The sequence below is a fragment of the uncultured Veillonella sp. genome (assembly GCF_900545795.1).
GTDB lineage: Bacteria > Bacillota > Negativicutes > Veillonellales > Veillonellaceae > Veillonella_A.
In genome coordinates this window covers 245,407-265,275 of sequence record NZ_URAR01000001.1, presented here as the reverse complement: position 1 = coordinate 265,275, position 19,869 = coordinate 245,407, and the positions used below count along the sequence as shown (strand labels likewise).

The 19,869-nt window shown below is 37.7% G+C and carries 14 protein-coding genes and 1 pseudogene; all 15 read left to right on the top strand.

Annotated elements, in window-relative coordinates; all coding sequences use genetic code 11:
* The first annotated feature begins 157 nt into the window (after positions 1–157).
* The 15 genes and pseudogenes from QZR90_RS01070 (at position 158) to QZR90_RS01000 (ending at position 19,802) form a co-directional block, all read left to right on the top strand.
* A pseudogene (locus QZR90_RS01070) lies at positions 158–3,971 on the top strand (nitrate reductase subunit alpha).
* A complete protein-coding gene (gene narH / locus QZR90_RS01065; RefSeq protein WP_295787804.1) occupies positions 3,961–5,508 on the top strand; it encodes a nitrate reductase subunit beta in 1,548 nt (515 codons plus the stop codon). The pseudogene QZR90_RS01070 and the gene narH overlap by 11 nt, the downstream one beginning before the upstream one ends.
* A gap of 1 nt (position 5,509) precedes the next feature.
* The gene (locus QZR90_RS01060; protein WP_295787803.1) at positions 5,510–6,115 is read left to right on the top strand and encodes a nitrate reductase molybdenum cofactor assembly chaperone; all 606 of its coding nucleotides are present in this window, start codon (positions 5,510–5,512) and stop codon (positions 6,113–6,115) included.
* Entirely contained in the window at positions 6,108–6,770 is a 663-nt protein-coding gene (gene narI / locus QZR90_RS01055; RefSeq protein WP_295787801.1) for a respiratory nitrate reductase subunit gamma, read from the top strand. The genes QZR90_RS01060 and narI overlap by 8 nt, the downstream gene beginning before the upstream one ends.
* 675 nt (positions 6,771–7,445) lie before the next feature.
* Complete coding sequence (locus QZR90_RS01050; RefSeq protein WP_295787800.1) at positions 7,446–8,288, top strand: fumarate hydratase; 843 nt, start codon at positions 7,446–7,448, stop codon at positions 8,286–8,288.
* 17 nt (positions 8,289–8,305) lie between these two features.
* Entirely contained in the window at positions 8,306–8,863 is a 558-nt protein-coding gene (locus QZR90_RS01045) for a Fe-S-containing hydro-lyase (protein WP_295787798.1), read from the top strand.
* Positions 8,864–9,146: 283 nt separating this feature from the next.
* Positions 9,147–9,515: a Rid family detoxifying hydrolase gene (locus QZR90_RS01040; RefSeq protein ID WP_295787796.1), complete on the top strand. Its 369-nt coding sequence runs from the start codon at positions 9,147–9,149 to the stop codon at positions 9,513–9,515.
* Between the two features lie 262 nt (positions 9,516–9,777).
* On the top strand, positions 9,778–11,025 hold the full coding sequence (locus QZR90_RS01035) for a serine dehydratase subunit alpha family protein (protein WP_295787795.1): 1,248 nt from the start codon (positions 9,778–9,780) through the stop codon (positions 11,023–11,025).
* Between the two features lie 5 nt (positions 11,026–11,030).
* Positions 11,031–12,068 carry a uroporphyrinogen decarboxylase family protein gene (locus QZR90_RS01030; RefSeq protein ID WP_295787794.1) on the top strand — a complete coding sequence of 346 codons (1,038 nt, stop codon included), beginning with the start codon at positions 11,031–11,033 and terminating at the stop codon, positions 12,066–12,068.
* A gap of 22 nt (positions 12,069–12,090) precedes the next feature.
* Complete coding sequence (locus tag QZR90_RS01025) at positions 12,091–13,515, top strand: YfcC family protein (protein ID WP_295787792.1); 1,425 nt, start codon at positions 12,091–12,093, stop codon at positions 13,513–13,515.
* A gap of 112 nt (positions 13,516–13,627) precedes the next feature.
* Positions 13,628–14,812: a M20 family metallopeptidase gene (locus QZR90_RS01020; protein WP_295787790.1), complete on the top strand. Its 1,185-nt coding sequence runs from the start codon at positions 13,628–13,630 to the stop codon at positions 14,810–14,812.
* 18 nt (positions 14,813–14,830) lie between these two features.
* Entirely contained in the window at positions 14,831–15,502 is a 672-nt protein-coding gene (locus QZR90_RS01015) for a TerC family protein (protein ID WP_295787788.1), read from the top strand.
* Between the two features lie 163 nt (positions 15,503–15,665).
* Positions 15,666–16,520 carry a DMT family transporter gene (locus QZR90_RS01010; RefSeq protein ID WP_295787786.1) on the top strand — a complete coding sequence of 285 codons (855 nt, stop codon included), beginning with the start codon at positions 15,666–15,668 and terminating at the stop codon, positions 16,518–16,520.
* Positions 16,521–16,590: 70 nt separating this feature from the next.
* Complete coding sequence (locus QZR90_RS01005) at positions 16,591–17,361, top strand: transcriptional regulator (protein ID WP_295787784.1); 771 nt, start codon at positions 16,591–16,593, stop codon at positions 17,359–17,361.
* A 317-nt stretch (positions 17,362–17,678) separates the two neighbouring features.
* Complete coding sequence (locus tag QZR90_RS01000) at positions 17,679–19,802, top strand: heavy metal translocating P-type ATPase (RefSeq protein ID WP_295787782.1); 2,124 nt, start codon at positions 17,679–17,681, stop codon at positions 19,800–19,802.
* The last annotated feature ends 67 nt before the right edge of the window (positions 19,803–19,869 follow it).

Sequence of the window (19,869 nt, the reverse complement as noted above, 5' to 3'; positions counted from 1 at the left end):
TGAACTTATATGTGAACTTATACTTATAACTGTTAGGACTCCGTGAGGGGTCCTTTTTGTTTGTCCTTTTGGGCTATTTTTTCTACCATGTGACATTAATCACAGAACAGAACAAGTCCCTTTGCTATTCTAATACTAAGATAAGGAGGGACTAAGCATGAAATCATTCTTTAAAAAATTTTCCTATGTGTCACCTGTAGAAAAAAGTACAAGTGGTCACCAAGCGGTGTATCAAGGGGGACGCGAATGGGAAGACTTATATCGCAATCGTTGGTCCTATGATAAAGTAGTGCGTTCCACACATGGTGTAAACTGCACTGGTTCTTGTAGTTGGAATGTTTTCGTAAAGAATGGCATCGTTACTTGGGAAAATCAAAATCACGACTATCCAGAGACGAGTCCGGATATGCCAGATTTTGAACCACGAGGATGTCCACGTGGGGCTTCATTTTCCTGGTATATGTATAGTCCATTGCGTGTAAAATATCCATATATTCGCGGTGAACTAGCTGATTTATGGCGCGCGGCTAAAAAAGAGCATACAAATGGGATTGAAGCTTGGGAGTCCATTGTGACAGACCCGGCAAAAACTAAATTATATAAATCGGCCCGCGGTATGGGGGGCTTTGTGCGCTCGACTTGGGAAGAGGCATCGGAGATTACGGCAGCGTCCATGTTGTATACAGCTAAGACATATGGGCCTGACCGAAATTTTGGATTCTCTCCAATTCCTGCCATGTCTATGCTCAGCTATGCCGGCGGTGCTCGTTTTATGAACCTCATGGGCGGTGCTTGCTTAAGCTTCTATGACTGGTATGCTGATTTACCGCCAGCAAGTCCTCAAGTATGGGGCGATCAAACTGATGTGCCTGAAAGCAGCGATTGGTATAATGCTGGTTATATTATGACTTGGGGCTCTAATGTGCCTCAAACGCGTACACCAGATGCACACTTTTTAACTGAGGTGCGCTATAAAGGAACGAAGGTTATTTCCGTATCCCCAGATTATGCGGAGAGCACGACGGCCGGCTGATACTTGGTTAAATGTAAAGGCTGGCTCTGATGGCGCCTTGGCTATGGCTATGGGACATGTAATTTTAAATGAATATTATGTTAAACAAACTGTGCCAATGTTTGAGGACTATGCCAAACATTATACAGATTTCCCATTTCTTGTAATGCTCACTGAAGAAGAGGGCAAGCTTGTGCCAGATCGTTTTCTTACGGCGAAGGATATGGGCGATGGCAGTGAAAAAAGCGAATTTAAATATTATGTCATAGACGCTAAGACTAAAGAGTTAGCTATTCCAAATGGTGTTATGGGGCATCGATGGACGGCGAAAGAGAAATGGAATCTTCGTCAAGAAAATAGCGAGACTGGTGAAGAGTTAGCGGTTGATTTATCTATCTTAGATGCGTATAAAGGAGCATCTAAGGCTACATATGAAAGTGATATTCAAGCTGTACATAAAGATGCTGTTGAAACTGTACGTGCAGATAGTTTTCAAGCTGTGGGCAAAGACTACAATGAATATGTAGTTAGCAAGGCAAAAGAGGATGATGCAGTACGTCTTATTGCGTTACCTATGTTTGGTCATTTAGATGAAAAGCAAGTGGTAGAGCGTGCCGTGCCAGTGCGTAAGCTTCAAACGGCTGCAGGCGAACGTTTAGTAACAACTGTTTTTGACTTAATTTTAGCTAATTATGGTGTAGATCGTGGCCTTGGCGGTGAAGTGGGAAGCTCTTACGAAATTGATACGCCATTTACTCCGGCTTGGCAGGAAAAATACACTGGTATAGATCCTCAAATGGTCATTCATACAGCGAAAGAATTTGCAGATAATGCCATTGCTACAGATGGCCGTTCCATGATTATTATGGGCGGGGGCATTAATCATTGGTTTCATGCCGATGTAATTTATCGCGCTGTACTTAATCTCGTATTATTCTGTGGCTGTGAAGGCAAGAATGGCGGCGGCTGGGCGCATTATGTAGGGCAGGAAAAATTGCGCCCTGCTGAAGGCTGGGGGGCCATTATGTCGGCAAAAGATTGGCAAGCGGCGCCGCGTTTACAAAATAGTACATCTTTCTTTTATTTTTCAACTGATCAATGGCGTACTGATGAAATGGATACGAAGGAGTTAACCTCTCCTTTAAAATCTCCTAAATATCGCCATGCTGGGGATTATAATGTATTGGCTGCTCGCCTTGGCTGGTTACCATCATATCCTACTTTTAATAAAGGGAGTGAACAGATTTTTGCTGATGCAAAGGCGGCAGGACATGAAGCCTTTGATGAGGTAAAACAATATGTGGCGGACCAATTGAAGGCTAAAGAACTTCAGTTTGCCGTTGAAGACCCAGATGCATCAGAGAATTTCCCACGAAATCTCATCGTATGGCGCGCTAATTTAATTACATCTTCTTCAAAAGGTCACGAATATTTTATGAAATATTTGCTTGGCACAAAGGATGGTTTGTTAGAGGCTAATGATTCGCCAAGTAAGCCTAGTGAAATTAAATGGCGTGAACAAGCTGGAGAGGGGAAATTAGATTTATTAGTAGACTTAGATTTCCGCATGGCCGGGTCCGCGCTGTACTCTGACATTGTATTACCTACAGCCACTTGGTATGAAAAAACAGACTTATCCTCTACGGATATGCATCCATTTGTACATCCCTTCCAACCGGCTGTAAATCCGGGTTGGGAAGCTAAAACAGATTGGGATATTTTCTTAACCTTGGGTAAAGCGGTTTCTAAATTGGCTAAAGAGGCTAACTTGCTGGTGTATCGCGATATAGTAGCGGTGCCCTTGCAACATGATTCTGAAGCAGAAACGGCGCAGCCATTGGGCAAGATTCGCGATTGGAGTCGCGGCGAGTGCGACCCTATTCCAGGGAAAACTATGCCGCAATTAATTGAAATCGAACGGGATTATACGCAAATTTATAATAAACAAAGAGCCTTAGGGCCTAATTTAGCTAATGGCTCTGTAGGTGCTCATGGTATTGCCGTATCGATTGGTGAAGAATATGAAAGCCTTAAGTTGCGCAATGGTGTGATTACAGAACCTGGAGTAGGTGCTGGTTGCCCAAGCATTGAAGATTGTTATGATGCATGCCAAGCGGTGTTAACCATGAGTTCTGCTACGAATGGAGCCGTGGCTCATAAGAGTTGGAGTAAGGCGGAAGAGTTAACGGGGCTTACCAATCTGAAAGACATGACCAGTGGTCGGGCAGGTGAAAAGATTACTTTTGAAGATATTGTGGCACAGCCACGATTAGTTATACCGACTCCTATTTTCACTGGCAATGGGAAAGATAATCGACGGTATACACCATTTACCAATAATATTGAGTTACTTATGCCATTCCGCACCGTAACAGGGCGTCAGTCATTTTTCTTGGATCATGAACTAATGGGTGAATGGGGTGAACAGATGGCTACATTTAAGCCGATTCTAGCCTATGCGCCTATGCGCGAAGCGTTACCGGCTGATGGGACACCTGAAATTACTTTAAAATACTTAACACCTCATAATAAGTGGAGTATTCACAGTATGTATTTTGATACGCCGCAAATGTTAACCTTATTCCGCGGTGGTCAATCTGTATGGCTCAATGAAGATGATGCTAATGAAATCGGTGTAGCTGATAATGATTGGATTGAACTATACAATAGCAATGGTGTAGTGGCGTCTCGAGCTGTAGTAACACCACGTATTCCGCGCGGTGTGGCTTATATGCATCATGCACAGGACCGCCATATTAATGTGCCAGGTACATCCTTAACTGGTGGTCGTGGAGGCACTCATAATACGCCAACACGTTTGCATATGAAACCAACTCATATGATTGGTGGCTATGGACAACTTAGTTATGGATTTAACTATTATGGACCAACGGGCAATCAACGTGATGTGCTAGTTGTAGTACGGAAGATGAAGGAGGTGAACTGGCTTGAAGATTAAAGCACAGATCTCTATGGTCATGAATTTAGATAAATGTATCGGCTGTCATACTTGCTCCATTACTTGTAAAAATACGTGGACAAATCGCGATGGCGCTGAATATATGTATTTTAATAATGTAGAGACTAAGCCGGGTATTGGCTATCCACGTCATTGGGAAGACCAAGATAAGTGGAAGGGTGGCTGGATTTTAAAAGATGGCAAGTTGCAGCTTGCTACGGGCGCTAAGGGTAATCGCTTAATGAAGCTCTTTTTCCATCCAGAACAGCCAGAGTTAAAGGATTATTTTGAACCTTGGACCTATGACTATGAAACCTTGATTCACTCAAAACGAAAGAATAATCAGCCAGTAGCGCGTCCACGTTCTCTTGTGACAAAGGAAAAGATGGAAATTGAGTGGGGGCCGAATTGGGAAGATGATTTAGCTGGCGGCAATACAGCTCGTGCGGATATTAATTTGAAGCGCACAGGACAAGATATTGCTCTAGACTTCCACGATATTTTTATGAAATATTTGCCTCGCCTTTGTAATCATTGCTTAAATCCTGCTTGTGTGGCAGCCTGTCCATCAGGCGCTATTTACAAGCGTGATGAAGATGGAGTGGTGCTTATATCACAAGATGTATGCCGTGGTTGGCGCCATTGTGTGCCGTCTTGTCCGTATAAGAAAATTTACTATAATTGGAAAACTAATAAAGCTGAAAAATGCGTGTTCTGTTATCCTCGCTTAGAAAATGGCTTGCCACAAATCTGTGCCGACACTTGTGTAGGGCGCATGCGCTATGTAGGGGTATTGCTTTACGATATGGATAAGGTGGCTGACGTGGCGGCTACAACGAACCCACAAGATATTTATGAGGCTATGACTGAGGTTCTTTTAGATCCTCACGATGAGGACGTTAGCCGCGTTGCTAAAGAGCAGGGAATTCCAGAAAATTGGCTACAAGCAGCGAAAAAGTCGCCAGTGTATAAGTTAGTAAAAGAATGGCGCATTGCTTTGCCGCTTCATCCAGAATATCGCACTGTGCCTATGGTTTGGTATGTGCCACCGATGAGTCCTATATTACATAAGGATGCTAGTCATACACATTTTCCTGATAGTGATACCATGCGTATTCCTGTGGCTTATTTGGCTCAATTATTCTCTGCTGGTAATGAGGATATCATTCGCCAGGTACTCAAGACCTTGTTAGATTTACGCCATTATATGCAACAACGAACTCGTGGGCAATCTACAGAGGCCTATGACGCAGTGTATGGGGAGCATGTATTGTATGAAATGTATCGACTCCTCGGCATTGCTAAGTATCGAGATCGCTTTATTATTCCTTCCGGCGTGTCAGTAGCACAAGAAGAACAACGACTTCGTCAAGGTGTAAATGGTTTTACCGACCATGTACTAGGCGATATGGGAAGCTGTCCTGTAGGCGGCTGTTCTGGCACTAGTAGCATTGATCAATCTGTGAAGGGTGAAACAACAGGTTTTTCTGAGAGATCATCAAGCAGTAGTTGCTCTAGTTGTAAAGGAGGGGCATAGGATGCTAGATAAGAGCCAAATTAAAATAGCTAGTTCAGCGTATGCCAATCCTTCGAGTACAGAATCTTTAGATTATAGTGAATCTAAGGATACTACAGGTTCAGATATATTGGCTTATTGTGCCTTTTTATTGACCTATCCTAGCTCCGCTTGGTGGCATGCCTTAAAAGAAATAAAAACTCAGGTAGGAACCTTGCCTGAGTTAGATAGCTTAGTTGATGTTATTGCCTATATAGAGGAGCAGCCTGAAGGCGACTATGAAGACGAATATGTGCGCCTCTTTGACTTTAGCAGTCAAACCAATATGTATTTGTCTTCTTATGATAGTACTAATGCAGAAGAACAAGCCGCTAAATTATTAGTGTATAAAGATTTCTTTTTGCGTCATGGCTATGAAGTGCAAAAGGAATTGCCCGATTATGTGCCGGCTTTGTTGGAGCTATGTACTTATTTAAGTGAGGCAGATGCTTGGCCTATTTTGAAACATATGAAGAGCGGTTTGCAAACATTGCGTGACGAATTGGCAAAAGGGCGACATATTCAAGTATTCATTATTGATACAGTATTACAATATATTGAGCGAGAGGAGCGAAATCACGATGAATGAATTTTTATGGGTAGCCTTGCCCTATATTGCATTTACTTTTTTAGTGATTGGCTCAGCTGTGAGATTTATTGTTTCTGAAGAGACTTGGACAACAAAATCGAGTCAATTTTTAGAAAAGAAGAAATTGCGAATTGCAGGACCTTTATTTCACTTCTCTTTATTGCTTGTATTTTTAGGGCATGTAGGCGGGGTGTTAGTGCCGCAGGAAGTGACAGAGTTCTTTGGAATTACGGAACATCTTTATCATCAAGGTGCCTTATATATTGGTGGATTGGCTGGGATATTATTAGTGTTAGGTTTTATACTGTTAATGTGGCGACGCAGTACGTCTTCATATTTAAAAGTTAATACGTCCACTATGGATGTGTGGATCTTCCTATTTTTAGGGCTTACTATTTTAACTGGATTTATGGGCACTATGATGAATGCAGATGGAGCCTTTAATTATCGACTGTATATTGGCCCTTGGTTCCGTGGATTATTGATGATGCAGCCCCATCCAGAATTGATGATTCATATTCCCCTAATTTTTAAAGTGCATATGATCTCCTGGATGATAGTGGCTATTTTATTTCCATTTTCTCGCTTAGTTCATTGCTTAAGCATTCCTTTTGTATATATATGGCGCAGTGCTATTGTATATAGGAAACGATAATCTATTGCGTTTAATGTATAATGATATAGCCTATTAGGATTGTATGTATAGGGATTATAGTGCAAATCTCATATAACTGTATATTTAAGTGTAATATACAGGCAGATTATATAGTTTCCAAGATAAATCTAATAAAGTAAATTTCTATAAATACAAAGAAAGTTGTTGATAATATATTTCAATTAAGAGGTCGATTTATTTTAGAGATGATGTATTTATAGAATATCAATGGCATTTTAGTTGAAATATATCGTTATAAAAAGGGAGTTCTTCTATAAATTAGAAAAACTCCCTTTTTTTAGTATACTTTTGATTAGATTTATAATGTATGAAGGATTTATTTGTATCTATACGGTATAGACAATTGTCCATTTATGGAAATGGTGTTATAGCAATGCAAATATGGAGATTATTAATAGGTGTTATAAAAGTATAATAAAATTGGTTGCATAATTATTCGTTTATACGATAAAATAATCCTGCTGAATTTTAATGTCCACTTTCTATTTATGCATATAAAATACAGAAAATACCTAACATTTTAGAATTTTGCGAAAGCATCTCAATAAACATATTTACTTGCAAATTATGCATTAAAATAATTTGAAAGCCTCCATAATGTATGGTATCATTAGGTCATTAGGTAAGCTCATTTAGTAGTGAGGAGGTTTTGTTATGCGTACCATTAACGTGGAAACAATAACAAATGTAGTTGCACAGATGTGCAAGAACGCGGCATATTATTTGCCTGAAGATGTATATGATGCATTAAAAGCTGGTCGTGAAACTGAACAATCCCCAGTGGGTTGTGTTGTATTAGATCAAATTATTAAAAATGCTGAAATTGCCAAAGAAGAAGATCGTCCAATTTGCCAAGATACTGGCTATACACTTGTATTTCTTGAAGTAGGTCAAGATGTACATTTTGAAGGTGGCGCTTTAGAAGATGCTATCCAAGCTGGTGTAGCTAAAGGCTATACAGAAGGTTACTTACGTAAATCTGTAGTAGCTGAGCCACTATTTAATCGTAAAAATACTGGCAATAATACACCTGCTATTATTTATACACGCATTGTACCTGGTGATAAGGTTAAGATTGATATGGAGCTAAAAGGCTTTGGTAGTGAAAATAAATCAGGTCTTAAAATGTTGGTTCCAGCTGATGGTGTTGAAGGCGTTAAGAACGCCGTTATGGATATCATTAAAAAAGCAGGCCCAAATCCATGCCCTCCAATGGTAGTTGGTATCGGTATTGGTGGCACTATGGATTATGCTGCATTCCTTTCTAAAAAAGCATTACTTCGCAATACAAAAGTGCGCAATGAACATCCAGATTACGCAAAACTTGAAACAGAATTATTTGAAATGATTAATAAAACTGGCATTGGACCACAACTTGGTGGTACAACTACAGCCTTAGCAGTAAATATTGAATGGGCTGCTACTCATATTGCTGGCCTTCCTGTAGCTGTGACAATTTGCTGCCATGCAAGCCGTCATGCTGAAGAAGTTATTTAATAGGGGAGGAAATAAAAATGGCTGAAACTAAACACATTACGACACCTTTAACTGAGGAAGTATCTAGAAGCCTTCGCGCTGGTGATAGCGTATTGATTACTGGTAAAATTTATAGTGCCCGTGATGCGGCGCATAAAGTAATGACTGAGGCTTTAGCACGCGGTGAAGAGCTTCCAATTGATTGGACTAATCAAATCGTTTACTATTTAGGACCTTCTCCTGCTAAACCTGGCGATCCAATTGGTGCAGCAGGTCCTACTACTTCTGGTCGTATGGACGCATATACTCCTACTATGTTAGATCAAGGCATTAAGGGCATGATCGGTAAAGGCTCTCGCTCTAAAGATGTTATTGAGTCCATGAAGAAAAATGGCGTAACATACTTTGCTGCAGTAGGTGGTGCAGCGTCTTTAATCTCTAAATCCATTAAAGACTATAAAGTACTTGCTTATGAAGATTTAGGCCCAGAAGCTTTAGCTGAATTAACTGTAGTTGATTTTCCTGCTATCGTAGTTATCGATAGTGAAGGCAATAACTACTATGAAATTGGTCAAGAACCATATCGTCAAGACTAAATATATATACCTCTTGGATGATGAAACTTGCTATTAACGCGTTATAAAGTTAGCTCAACTTAATGGCGGGGATTGTTATTCAATAATAATGTACATAAAAAAGGATGCAATTAATTTCGGAGGTTAATTGCATCCTTTTTATTTTTAGCTCTAAGTGATAAAAAATTATCGAGTCGCAACTAAAATAATAAAAAATTATTGAAATGATAATGATAAAGATGTATAATATATATAGGTTAAATTCGGGATATTTATTTTTAGATTAATTTAAAGGAGTTTTATAATGAAGACAGTATTTTCTGAAAATGCACCTAAGGCACTTGGTCCTTACTCTCAAGCAATGGTAACAGGGAATTTACTATTTATTTCTGGTCAAGGTGGCATTGATCCAGCAACTGGTAAATTAGTTGAAGGTATTGAAGCACAAACAAAGCAAGCAATTGCTAATATTAAAGCTATTTTAACAGAAGCTGGTATTGGTTTTGAAAATGTTGTTAAAACAACTTGTTTCTTGCATGAAATGAGTGATTTTGCTGCATTTAATGCAATTTATGGTGAAGCGTTTATTAGCAAACCTGCCCGTAGCTGTGTAGCTGTAAAAGAATTACCTGCTAATTTCTTATGTGAAATTGAAGTAATCGCCGAAATTTAATTAGTATATTGTTAATTGTATATAAGCACTAGGTGGCTCTACTGATTGAGTTGGAGTCACCTAGTGCTTTTTTGTCTATAATGAAAAGAAATTTGTTGACTTTCAATAGAAAGCGTGATAAAGTTTAATTATAAAAATAATAATAATTTATTATTTCGGTTAAAAATTATTATAAAGAAGTAAGATATGCATGGAATCCTGAAAGTTTTAATAAATTCACTATAAATTATACTTTTAAGTTTATTCACGGAGGGATTTAGGTATGGATTATGTGGGGCTTTTTAAGAAAGAGATTATTCCAGCTTTTGGGTGTACGGAGCCAATTGCATTATCTTATGTGGCGGCTGAAGCCGTTGCTAATTTAGGTAATTTTCCTGAAAAAATTGAGGCTAAATGTAGTGGCAATATTATTAAGAACGTTAAAAGCGTAGTAATTCCTAATTCAGGAGGCAAAAAGGGGTTAGTATATGCCATTGTATTAGGGGCGATTATAGGGAAGCCGGATAAGAAGTTAGAAATTCTTGAGTCAGCTACAGATGAAGATCGTGAATTAATGAATCGCCTTGGGGAAGGAGATTTTTGTAAAGTAAGTTTAGCTGAAGGCGTAGCTAATTTATATGTAGAGATATTAGCTACTTATAAAGATGAATATGTAAAAGTGCGATTAGAGGATGCACATACTAATATTACGTATATAGAAAAAAATAATCAGGTATTATTAGAAAAACCTCCGGTATTAACTGAAGAGATGGTACAAGATCAGATGTGTTTTGATGAGATATATGATTTTGCAAAGAATGCTGATTATACAGAGCTTAAAGATATTTTAGATAAAGAGATAGAGTATAATCAAAAAATATCTGATGAAGGATTAAAAAATAATTACGGAGCAAATATTGGTAAATTAATATTAGATGCTAATGGTATAGATAATATAGAGGCGCTTTGTAAGGCCAGAGCAGCAGCAGGTTCTGATGCACGAATGAGTGGTTGCGCATTACCAGTTTATATTAATTCTGGCAGTGGGAACCAGGGAATAACTGTATCTTTACCGGTAATAACTTTTGCAGAATATTTAAAATCATCAAAGGATGAATTATATAGAGCATTAATTTTTGCTAATTTAATAGGCTTATACCAAAAAGCGGGAATAGGTAAATTATCTGCTTATTGCGGTGCTATCAGTGCTTCAGTAGCAGGAGTTTCTGGTGTAGCCTTTTTAAAGGGTGAAGATAAGGAAATCATTGCACAGACTATAGTTAATGGGTTGGCTAGTCTGTCGGGAATTGTGTGTGATGGTGCGAAACCTTCATGTGCAGGGAAAATTGCTATTGGTTTAGATGGAGCTTTTATGGGATATCGTCAAGCGAAGAGCAATAATAGCTATAAGGAAGGAGATGGATTAGTAGCAACAAATGTTGATGACACAATTCGGAGAATAGGGATTGTAGCTAAAGAGGGCATGAAAGAAACAGATATCGTTATTCTTAATGAAATGATTAGGGCTTAGGTTTTTTGTTTAGGGTTAAGGGAGGTAGTACAATGTATAAAGATGAACGGATTAAAGCGGTTTTAGATGGAAAAGAACCGGACCGAATTCCTTGTAGCGTATGGATGCATATGTCAAAGGTCGACCAAGATCCAGTGAGTTTAGCTGAAGCATTAGTAGAGTTTAATAAAGAATTTGATTATGATTTTATTAAACTTATGCCTTTTGGCGCATATTCAACTCAAGACTGGGGTGCAAAAATAGAATTTTATTGCACACCTTATAAAGAACCAATCGTTGTACGACCTGCCATTCAATGCATAGATGATTATGACCGTATTAATTGTTTGGGAGCTACTCATGGTACATGGGGAAAGACTCTTGCAATTGTAGATCATGTGGCGAGACTCGTTGATAGCCATACGCCATTCTTACAGACAATATTTAGTCCATCTACGACTTTAAGAAAATTAGGTGGAGCTCGTGTATTCCAAGATATGAAGGAACATCCTGAGAAAGTTCATAAAGCATTAGATGCAATTACTGAAACAACTATAAACTTTGTTGAAGCAAATATTGAAAAAGGTGTAAGTGGTTTCTTCTTTGCAACTCAAACTGCTTCTTATGATTTAATGGATGATGTTATGTTTGCAGAGTTCTGTAAAATTTATGATCACAGAGTAATTCAAGCGTATAAAGACAAGACATGGTTTAATGTAATGCATATTCATGGATCAAATATTATGTTTGATGTGGTGAAGAATTATCCATGTAATTGCTTAAACTGGCATGATCGTGATACTAAGCCGAGTTTGAAAGAGGCTCGTGAGATTACTAATAAAACATTATTAGGCGGGATTATGGAAGTTCCTCATATTACTGAAAATGGATTAGTTTATGAAAGTTTCTTAGGAACTCGAACACCTGAAGAAGTAATTAAGCATGTTCACGAGGCTATTGATAGTGTTGATGGAAAAGGTTTAATTATAGGACCGGGCTGTGTTTGTGATCCTAAAACATCTAAAGAAAACTTACATGCAGTAAGAAGTGCTGTTAATCGTTAACCAAGATAGGCAGGTGGCTAGTATGGATTTAAAGAAAGGTCAAGCAGTAGAAGCAAAGGCCGAAGCAAGAGAGTTTCCGAGTGGCCTGGTAATTATTAGTGCTCTTATTCTTATAGCAGCAGCATTAACGTATATAATTCCTGGTGGCGAATATACAATGCTCAAAGTTGGTGGGAGAACAGTTGTTGATCCAGACTCCTTTAGATTTGTAGCTTCCAAACCAGCAACGTTTATGGATATATTTAGATCTGTTCCTAAGGGCTTTATTTCAACAGCATGGATTTGTTTCTTGATTTTAATTGTTGGTGGTGCTTATAGCGTTATCAGTAACACAGGGGCAATTCAAGCGGGTCTAAATGCTTTAATTAGAAAAAGTAAAGGTAAAGATATTTATTTCTTGGTTGTTATTATTTTCTTATTCTCTATCGTACCTACATTAATGGGGACTTTAGAAGCATATCTAGCTTTTGTACCATTAGGTGTTATGATTGCTCGATCAATGAAGTTAGATGCTATTGTAGGTATAGCTATCACAGTATGTGCTGGTGGTGCAGGTTTAGCGAGTGGGATTACCAATCCATTTAATGTTGGTGTTGCTCAAGGGCTTGTTGGTTTGCCAGTATTCTCTGGTATGTGGTTACGTATATTAGCTTTTATAGGTTTTAATGCATCGGTATCATTTTGGACAATAAAATATGCCTTAAAATTAAGACAAAACCCTGAAAATAGTTGGATTCGAGATGTAGAGTTACGCGCTGAGAAAAAAGCTGCTGATGCTCATATTGAAATGCCTGAATTTGATGGTAGAAGAAAGCTGATTTTGTTAACTGTATTAATTGGTATGAGTTATGTAATTTATACAGCATTGTCTGGTGGGGATTTTAAAAATGGAATTCCAGCCGTATTCTTAATTATGTTGTTTGTTGTTGGTGCTATCATGAGATACTCGCCAAACGAAATTTTCCGCCAGTTTGTTAAAGGGACTCAAGGTGTAGTTGGTGGCGTACTTGTTGTAGGTTTTGCTAAAGCGATTGCTTTAATTCTTGATAGTGCAGGCATTGTCGATACAATCGTTCATTGGTCCGTACAAATTGTTGATGGAGCTCCAGGGATTTTAACTGCTGAGCTTATGTATTTAATCGGACATATTACGAATTTCTTCATTATTTCTGATGCAGGGGCTGCAACGGTTTTAGTGCCAATTTTATCTCCAATAGGTGATTTAGCAGGTATTACACAACAGACGGTTTGTGCTGCAGTAGTACTTGGTGGTGCTTTAGGCAATATGATTATGCCAACATCTCCACTAACATCAGGCGCGATTGCTATCGCAGATATTGATTATCGTGTGTACTTAAAGTTTGCCGGTCGAATTTTTATTACAAATAGTATTTGGGCTGCTATATTAGTAGCTATAGCTGCAATTGTTCAAATTGGACCATTCTAATAATTACAAATTTAAAGAATCCACAGTGAAAAGTTTTATGATGTAATATTTGGTCCACGTCCAAATAATTAAAGCTTTAACTGTGGATTACTTTTTATATAAGGGGAACTAAATGGATGAGATAGTATTGCATGTAAAAAATTTATTAAAAAAAGAAGAATGTAATATCATAGCTATAAGGCGGATTATTCATGAGAATCCAGAATTATCAATGAAGGAGTTTGAAACAACAAAGAGAATAGCCAGTGAATTAAATGCGATTGGTATACCATATAAAATTATTGATAATATTGGAATTATTGCTGATATTAATGCTTCAAAAAAGGGGCCTAAAGTGCTACTGCGTGCCGACATTGATGCACTACCCATTCAAGAGGAGAATAATATTTCGTATAAATCAAAAAATGATGGTGTAATGCATGCTTGTGGCCATGATGCACATGCAGCGATGTTACTCGGTGCTTGTAAAGCCTTATGGAGTATTAAGGATCAGTTAAATGGATCTGTTAGATTTGTCTTTCAACCGGGAGAGGAAACTGGTGAAGGGGCACTAAAAATGATTGATGCAGGTGTGCTAGATGCCGTAGATAGTGTTATGGGGCTTCATATTAATAGTGCTGTCCCTAAAGGCGTTATATATTGTCCACCAGGTGAAATGATGGCAGCAAGTGATTCTATAGATATTGAGTTTCGTGGGCAAAAAGGCCATGGTGCAAGACCTAATGAAGGCATTGATTCAGTCTTAATGGGAAGTGCTTTTGTAATGAATGCACAGTCAATCATTTCTCGCGAGATTAGTCCTATCGATTCAGCTGTTGTTACTTTTGGTACGTTTAATGCTGGAGAGGCGCGAAATATTATTTCTGATGTGGCTAGAATTACAGGTACTGTAAGGACATTTAATGATGAATGTAGAACGTTTATTCAAGCTGCTTTGGAACGCTATGCAAAGTGTATTGCTAAAATGTATAGAGGTGAAGTTGAATTTACCTATAAAGCATCTACGCCGCCATTAATTAATAGTTGGCACAGTACAGATATATTTTATGATACAATTGCTAAAGTAGATGAAGGATTGAGAATTGATAAAACTGGGAAAAAGACTGGAAGTGAAGATTTCGCTTATTATCTTCATGAGTCTGGAGTACCGGGAGTATTTGCTTTTTTAGGCGCTAGAAGTAAAAATCCAGAGACCCATCACAATCATCATACTGGGCGATTTAATATTGATGAGTCTGTTTTTATTCAAGGATCATTATTATATACTATGTATGCATATAATTATATAAATAAGTAAGAATGAGGATTTTGGTATATGGAGATAAATTTTGGGGAATTAAATACTTGGATAATTATTTTGCAGATAATTATGGTAGATATTATATTAGCTGGAGATAATGCTGTAGTTATTGGTATGGCAGCAAGTAAATTAGAAGCTGACTCGCAAAAAAAGGTTATTATGTTTGGAACAGCTGGAGCTATTTTACTTCGGCTTATAATGGCATTCTTTTTAGTTGAAGCACTTCATATTATTCCTGCTTTACATCTTATTGCAGGTGTTGTACTGCTGTGGATTGCTCTAAAATTAGTATTAGCAAATGATGAGGATACTGAGGTTGAAGCGAAGAGTTCGCTTAAAGAGGCGATTATAACAATTATTTTAGCAGATGCCATGATGAGTATTGATAATGTAATTGCTGTTGTTGCCACTGCAAATGGCAATTATACATTAGTTGTGGCAGGGATTTTGATTACAGTACCTATTATAGTCTATAGCTCTGCATTTTTTGCAAAAATTATTGGCAAATATCCAATAATTTTGACTTTAGGTGGGTCCTTACTGGGATGGGTAGCTGGTGGTATGATTGTAGAAGATAATCTTATTAAAGAGTTTATAGCTGGTCATGAGATTATCGTAAAACTATTTTGTACAGCTTTAGTAATAATGGTTTCAATTTGGAAGACTTCTAAAGAGAAAATATCATAGCATTATTGACTTAAAAAATTTTTATGAATGTTGCCAAACAAGTGATAAACTCTTATAATTTAATAGAAGCTATTAATAGAAGTCTATAAAAGTAAATTGAAACAATTAAAAATGTTTTAATTTACTTTTTCTTTTGGATGTGAAGTGTAAAAGGGTGAGATGTATGAAGCAGGCTTTTATATTTTCTATGAGTTCTGCGTTATGTTTTAGTATAATGAATGTATTCGTAAAGCTTTTAGGACAAGGAATGCCTTCAGCAGAGATAAATTTTTTTAGAGGATTAATAGGCACTGTATCTGTATTAATCTATATGGGGATAAAGAATATATCATTCTCGAGTGAAGATAAAGGGCTACTTTTTGTACGAGGCGTCTTAGGTGGTCTAGGTACTTTATGTAATTTTCTGGCTTTGGCTAAAATGAAGTTAGCTGATGCCTCTATATTATTTCAATTATCGGGGATTTTTGTATTCATATTTAGTACGCTTGTATTGAAAGAGAAGTTACCTAAAGGCTCGGCAAAATGGCTGTTTGTAATATTAGTAGCTGTAATTTTTATGGTAAATCCATGGACATATTCTTCTTTTTCTATATATGCATTATTTGCAATAGGTGGGGCGGCTTTTTCGGCAGCAGCTTATACAACGATTAGAAAAATTAGTTTAAACAATAAGCATAGTACATATGAGATTATGGCGTATTTTTTGATTACAAGTACAATAGTTGGGGCGGCGTTTATGATAAATGATTTTGTCGTACCAAATGAGACACAATGGCTTTATATCATAATCATAGGTCTAATTTCAGTAGTTGCACAGTTCTTTATGACTGGTGCATTTATTGTAACTAATGCTGTTGTTGCACAATTTATGCAGTATATATCAGTGTTTTTTCATGCGTTTTGGGGATTTGTTATATTTGATGAATTCTTGTCACCAGTTGTTTTGGGATCAGGAATTGTATTATTTATAGCATCAGTTATGTTGGCTAAAATTAAGGAAAATGAGAAACACATATAATGTGTATGAAGTGTGTTGTTTGAGAGCAATTAAATTAAAGGCGTTATGCCTTTATAGAAAGAGTAGAATTATGAGTATTTTAAAAAAATATGAGTTACTAGTACCTTTTTTAGGCGAAGTGTTGGGGAAAAATTGTGAAATAGTATTGCATGATATAACAAATCTAGAAAACTCTATTATTGCTATTGCAAATAGTGAGATTAGTGGAAGACATATTGGTGGTCCTGCAACAGATTTTGTCTTAAAATTGATGCAACTGCGCAGTGAAAAGAAAGTTAATTATATTACTAATTATATGGCGAAAAGCTATAAGGGTCATAAATTACGTTGCTCCTCATTTTTTATACATGATAGTGAAAAAAAGCCTATTGGAGTTTTATGTATTAATTATGATTTGAGTCCATATATTGAAGCACGTGAGACTATTGATAAATTGTTTTTTATTAATGCGGCTATGAAGGATTTGGAATTACCTGTAAAGGGACCTGTTAATATACCAGAAATTACAGATGTACTGAAACAAGGAATCAGTAATGCTACTAATGCTGCTGAGGAAGTAGAAGAAACTAACGATGAGCATATTTCTTTGTCAGATATCTCTGAAAGCTTCTTCCATACAGCAGACGATTTGATTGAAAACATTATTGAAAAGCAATTATTGCCATATAATGTTGAAGCCAATAGATTATCTCAAGTAGAACGTATGGAAGTTGTGACTCAATTATATGATAATGGGTTATTCCTTTTAAAAGGTGGCATTAGTGCAACTGCATCTAAGTTAGGGGTTTCTGAACCGACTATTTATAGATATATAAATAATATAAAAAAGATGAGAGCATAGTACTGCTAAATTATTGCTAAATATTAATTTTATGAAGTGAACTGTAATAGATACATTTAATCTATTACAGTTCCTTTTTTATTCCCCTACCCCCATATTGACTTTATCTTTCCAGTCATTTTATAATATATATAAAGAAACATATGAACAGTTGTTCATATGTTATTCCGATGAATGTGTAGTATATTTGCTAAGTAGCAATATGTAGATTAGTGATAGTAGTTTAACAAAGAGTAAATGAAAGTGTGCAAGTGCGCATTAGAGAAGCGAAGTTATGAGGATTTGTATATAGTATATTGTAAAGAAGGGACTATAATATGGAACGGGTGCTTCTATTAAAGAATTTGACTTGTGCCAATTGCGCAGCAAAAATTGAAGATAAAATAAAAACAATGGATACGGTGAAAGCCGCGTCGTTTTCGATTGGGACGCAGCAGCTCAGGATTACGTCATCACAAATGGATAATGCAGTGCTTATCAAAGATATTCAAGCGATTTGCGACTCCATTGAAGATGGTGTGGCTGTAGAGATGTATGAACGGCCCAATAAAGGTGAGTCCCACCACCATCATCATGAAAGTAGTCGTAACGATATTATAGCTATCCTTATTGGTGCCATTGTTATGCTCATTGATGTTTTAGTGGATGGTATTCCGTCTCATATTGAGTTAGCTATGCTTGTTATTACTTACTTATATTTAGGCTGGCATGTATTATGGAGTGCCATTAAGAATATCGGGTCTGGCCAAGTATTTGACGAAAACTTCCTCATGAGTGTGGCCACATTAGGGGCCTTGATTATTGGTGAAGCGCCAGAAGCTGTAGGGGTTATGCTCTTCTTTAGAATTGGCGAATTTTTTGAAGAGAAAGCAACGGCGCGCAGTCGCTCTGCGATTATGGAAGCCATTGATATGAGACCAGAACAAGTGCGCTTAGTCAATGCTGATGGAAATGTAACTTTAGTGGATCCGAAAGAAGTGGCAGTAGGACAGTCTATGGAAGTGTTGGCAGGGGAGCGTATTCCTCTAGATGGCACAGTATTAGAAGGAACTACTCGAATTGATACAGCACCGGTAACTGGCGAGCCAGTACCAATTCAAGTAAAGCCAGGTGATGAAGTATTATCTGGTTGTATTAATGAAAGTGGCCGTTTAGTGATGCGGGTCGACAAAGCCTTGAAAGACTCCATGGTAACGCGGATTTTAGAAGCAGTAGAAAATGCGGCGGCTACTAAACCTAAATTGGATCGCTTCATTACGCGCTTTGCTCGTATTTATACGCCTATCGTAGTGGCAGCGGCTGTCTTGGTGGCTATCGTTCCGTCCTTAATCACAGGGGACTGGAATCATTGGATTTATACAGCCTTAACCTTTCTTGTAATCAGTTGCCCTTGTGCATTAGTATTGAGCGTACCACTTGCTTTCTTTGCAGGGATTGGTAAGGGCTCGCGTCATGGCATTTTATTTAAAGGTGGTTTGTCCATAGAGGCTATGAGTCATATTAAGGCGATTGCTATGGATAAGACGGGCACATTGACTACAGGGGTATTTGCAGTTCGTGAAGTGAAATTGGCGGACCAAGTAAAAGACCTAGAGGATAGCCTTGAAGGAGCAGACAATTATGTATTGAAAATGGCTGCAAGTCTAGAGTCGCAATCAACTCATCCTGTAGCGGTTAGTATCGTCAATGAAGCAAGTCGACGGGGATTAAATTTTGAAAAAGCTATGGACTTAAAGGAGCTATCTGGTCGTGGTATGACTGGTGTAGTAGCTGGAAAATCTGTGGCTGTAGGGAATCGTCGCTTAATGTCTGAACTTGGTGTGCAGGGGGCGTTGCCTGAAGCACCTTCTTATGGCAGCGAAGTATTAGTAGCTATTGACGCAGAATATGTGGGCACTATCTTAATTTCTGATAGTCTAAAAGAGGATACTAAAACTGCTGTTACTGCTTTAAAGAATAGAGGATTAAAAACAGTAATGCTCACTGGCGATGGAAAAGCAGGTGCTTTATACATGGCTTCTGAAGCAGGTATTGATGATGTACGAGCCGATCTTTTGCCTGTAGATAAGTTAGCAGTTATGCAAGAATTGCGTACAGCCTATGGGCCTACTATGTTTGTAGGTGACGGCATCAATGATGCCCCTGTATTAGCAGGGGCCGATGTAGGGGGTGCCATGGGTAGCGGTGCTGATGCGGCTATTGAAGCGGCGGATGTAGTGTATATGAGTCCAAGTATGGAGTCTGTTGTTAGATCCTTAAGCATTGCTAAGAGCACTTTAAGTATAGCGTGGCAAAATGTAATTATCGCCCTTGGTGTAAAAATCTTGGTCATGATTATCGGTATTCTTGGCTATGCTAATATGTGGTTAGCTGTATTTGCTGATACTGGTGTATCCATTATCTGTATTTTAAATGCCATTCGCATTTTGTATAAAAAATAATGTGAATTTTGTAAAAATAGATTAATATAAATATAGATTAAAATAAAACTAAATTAAGATTCTATAA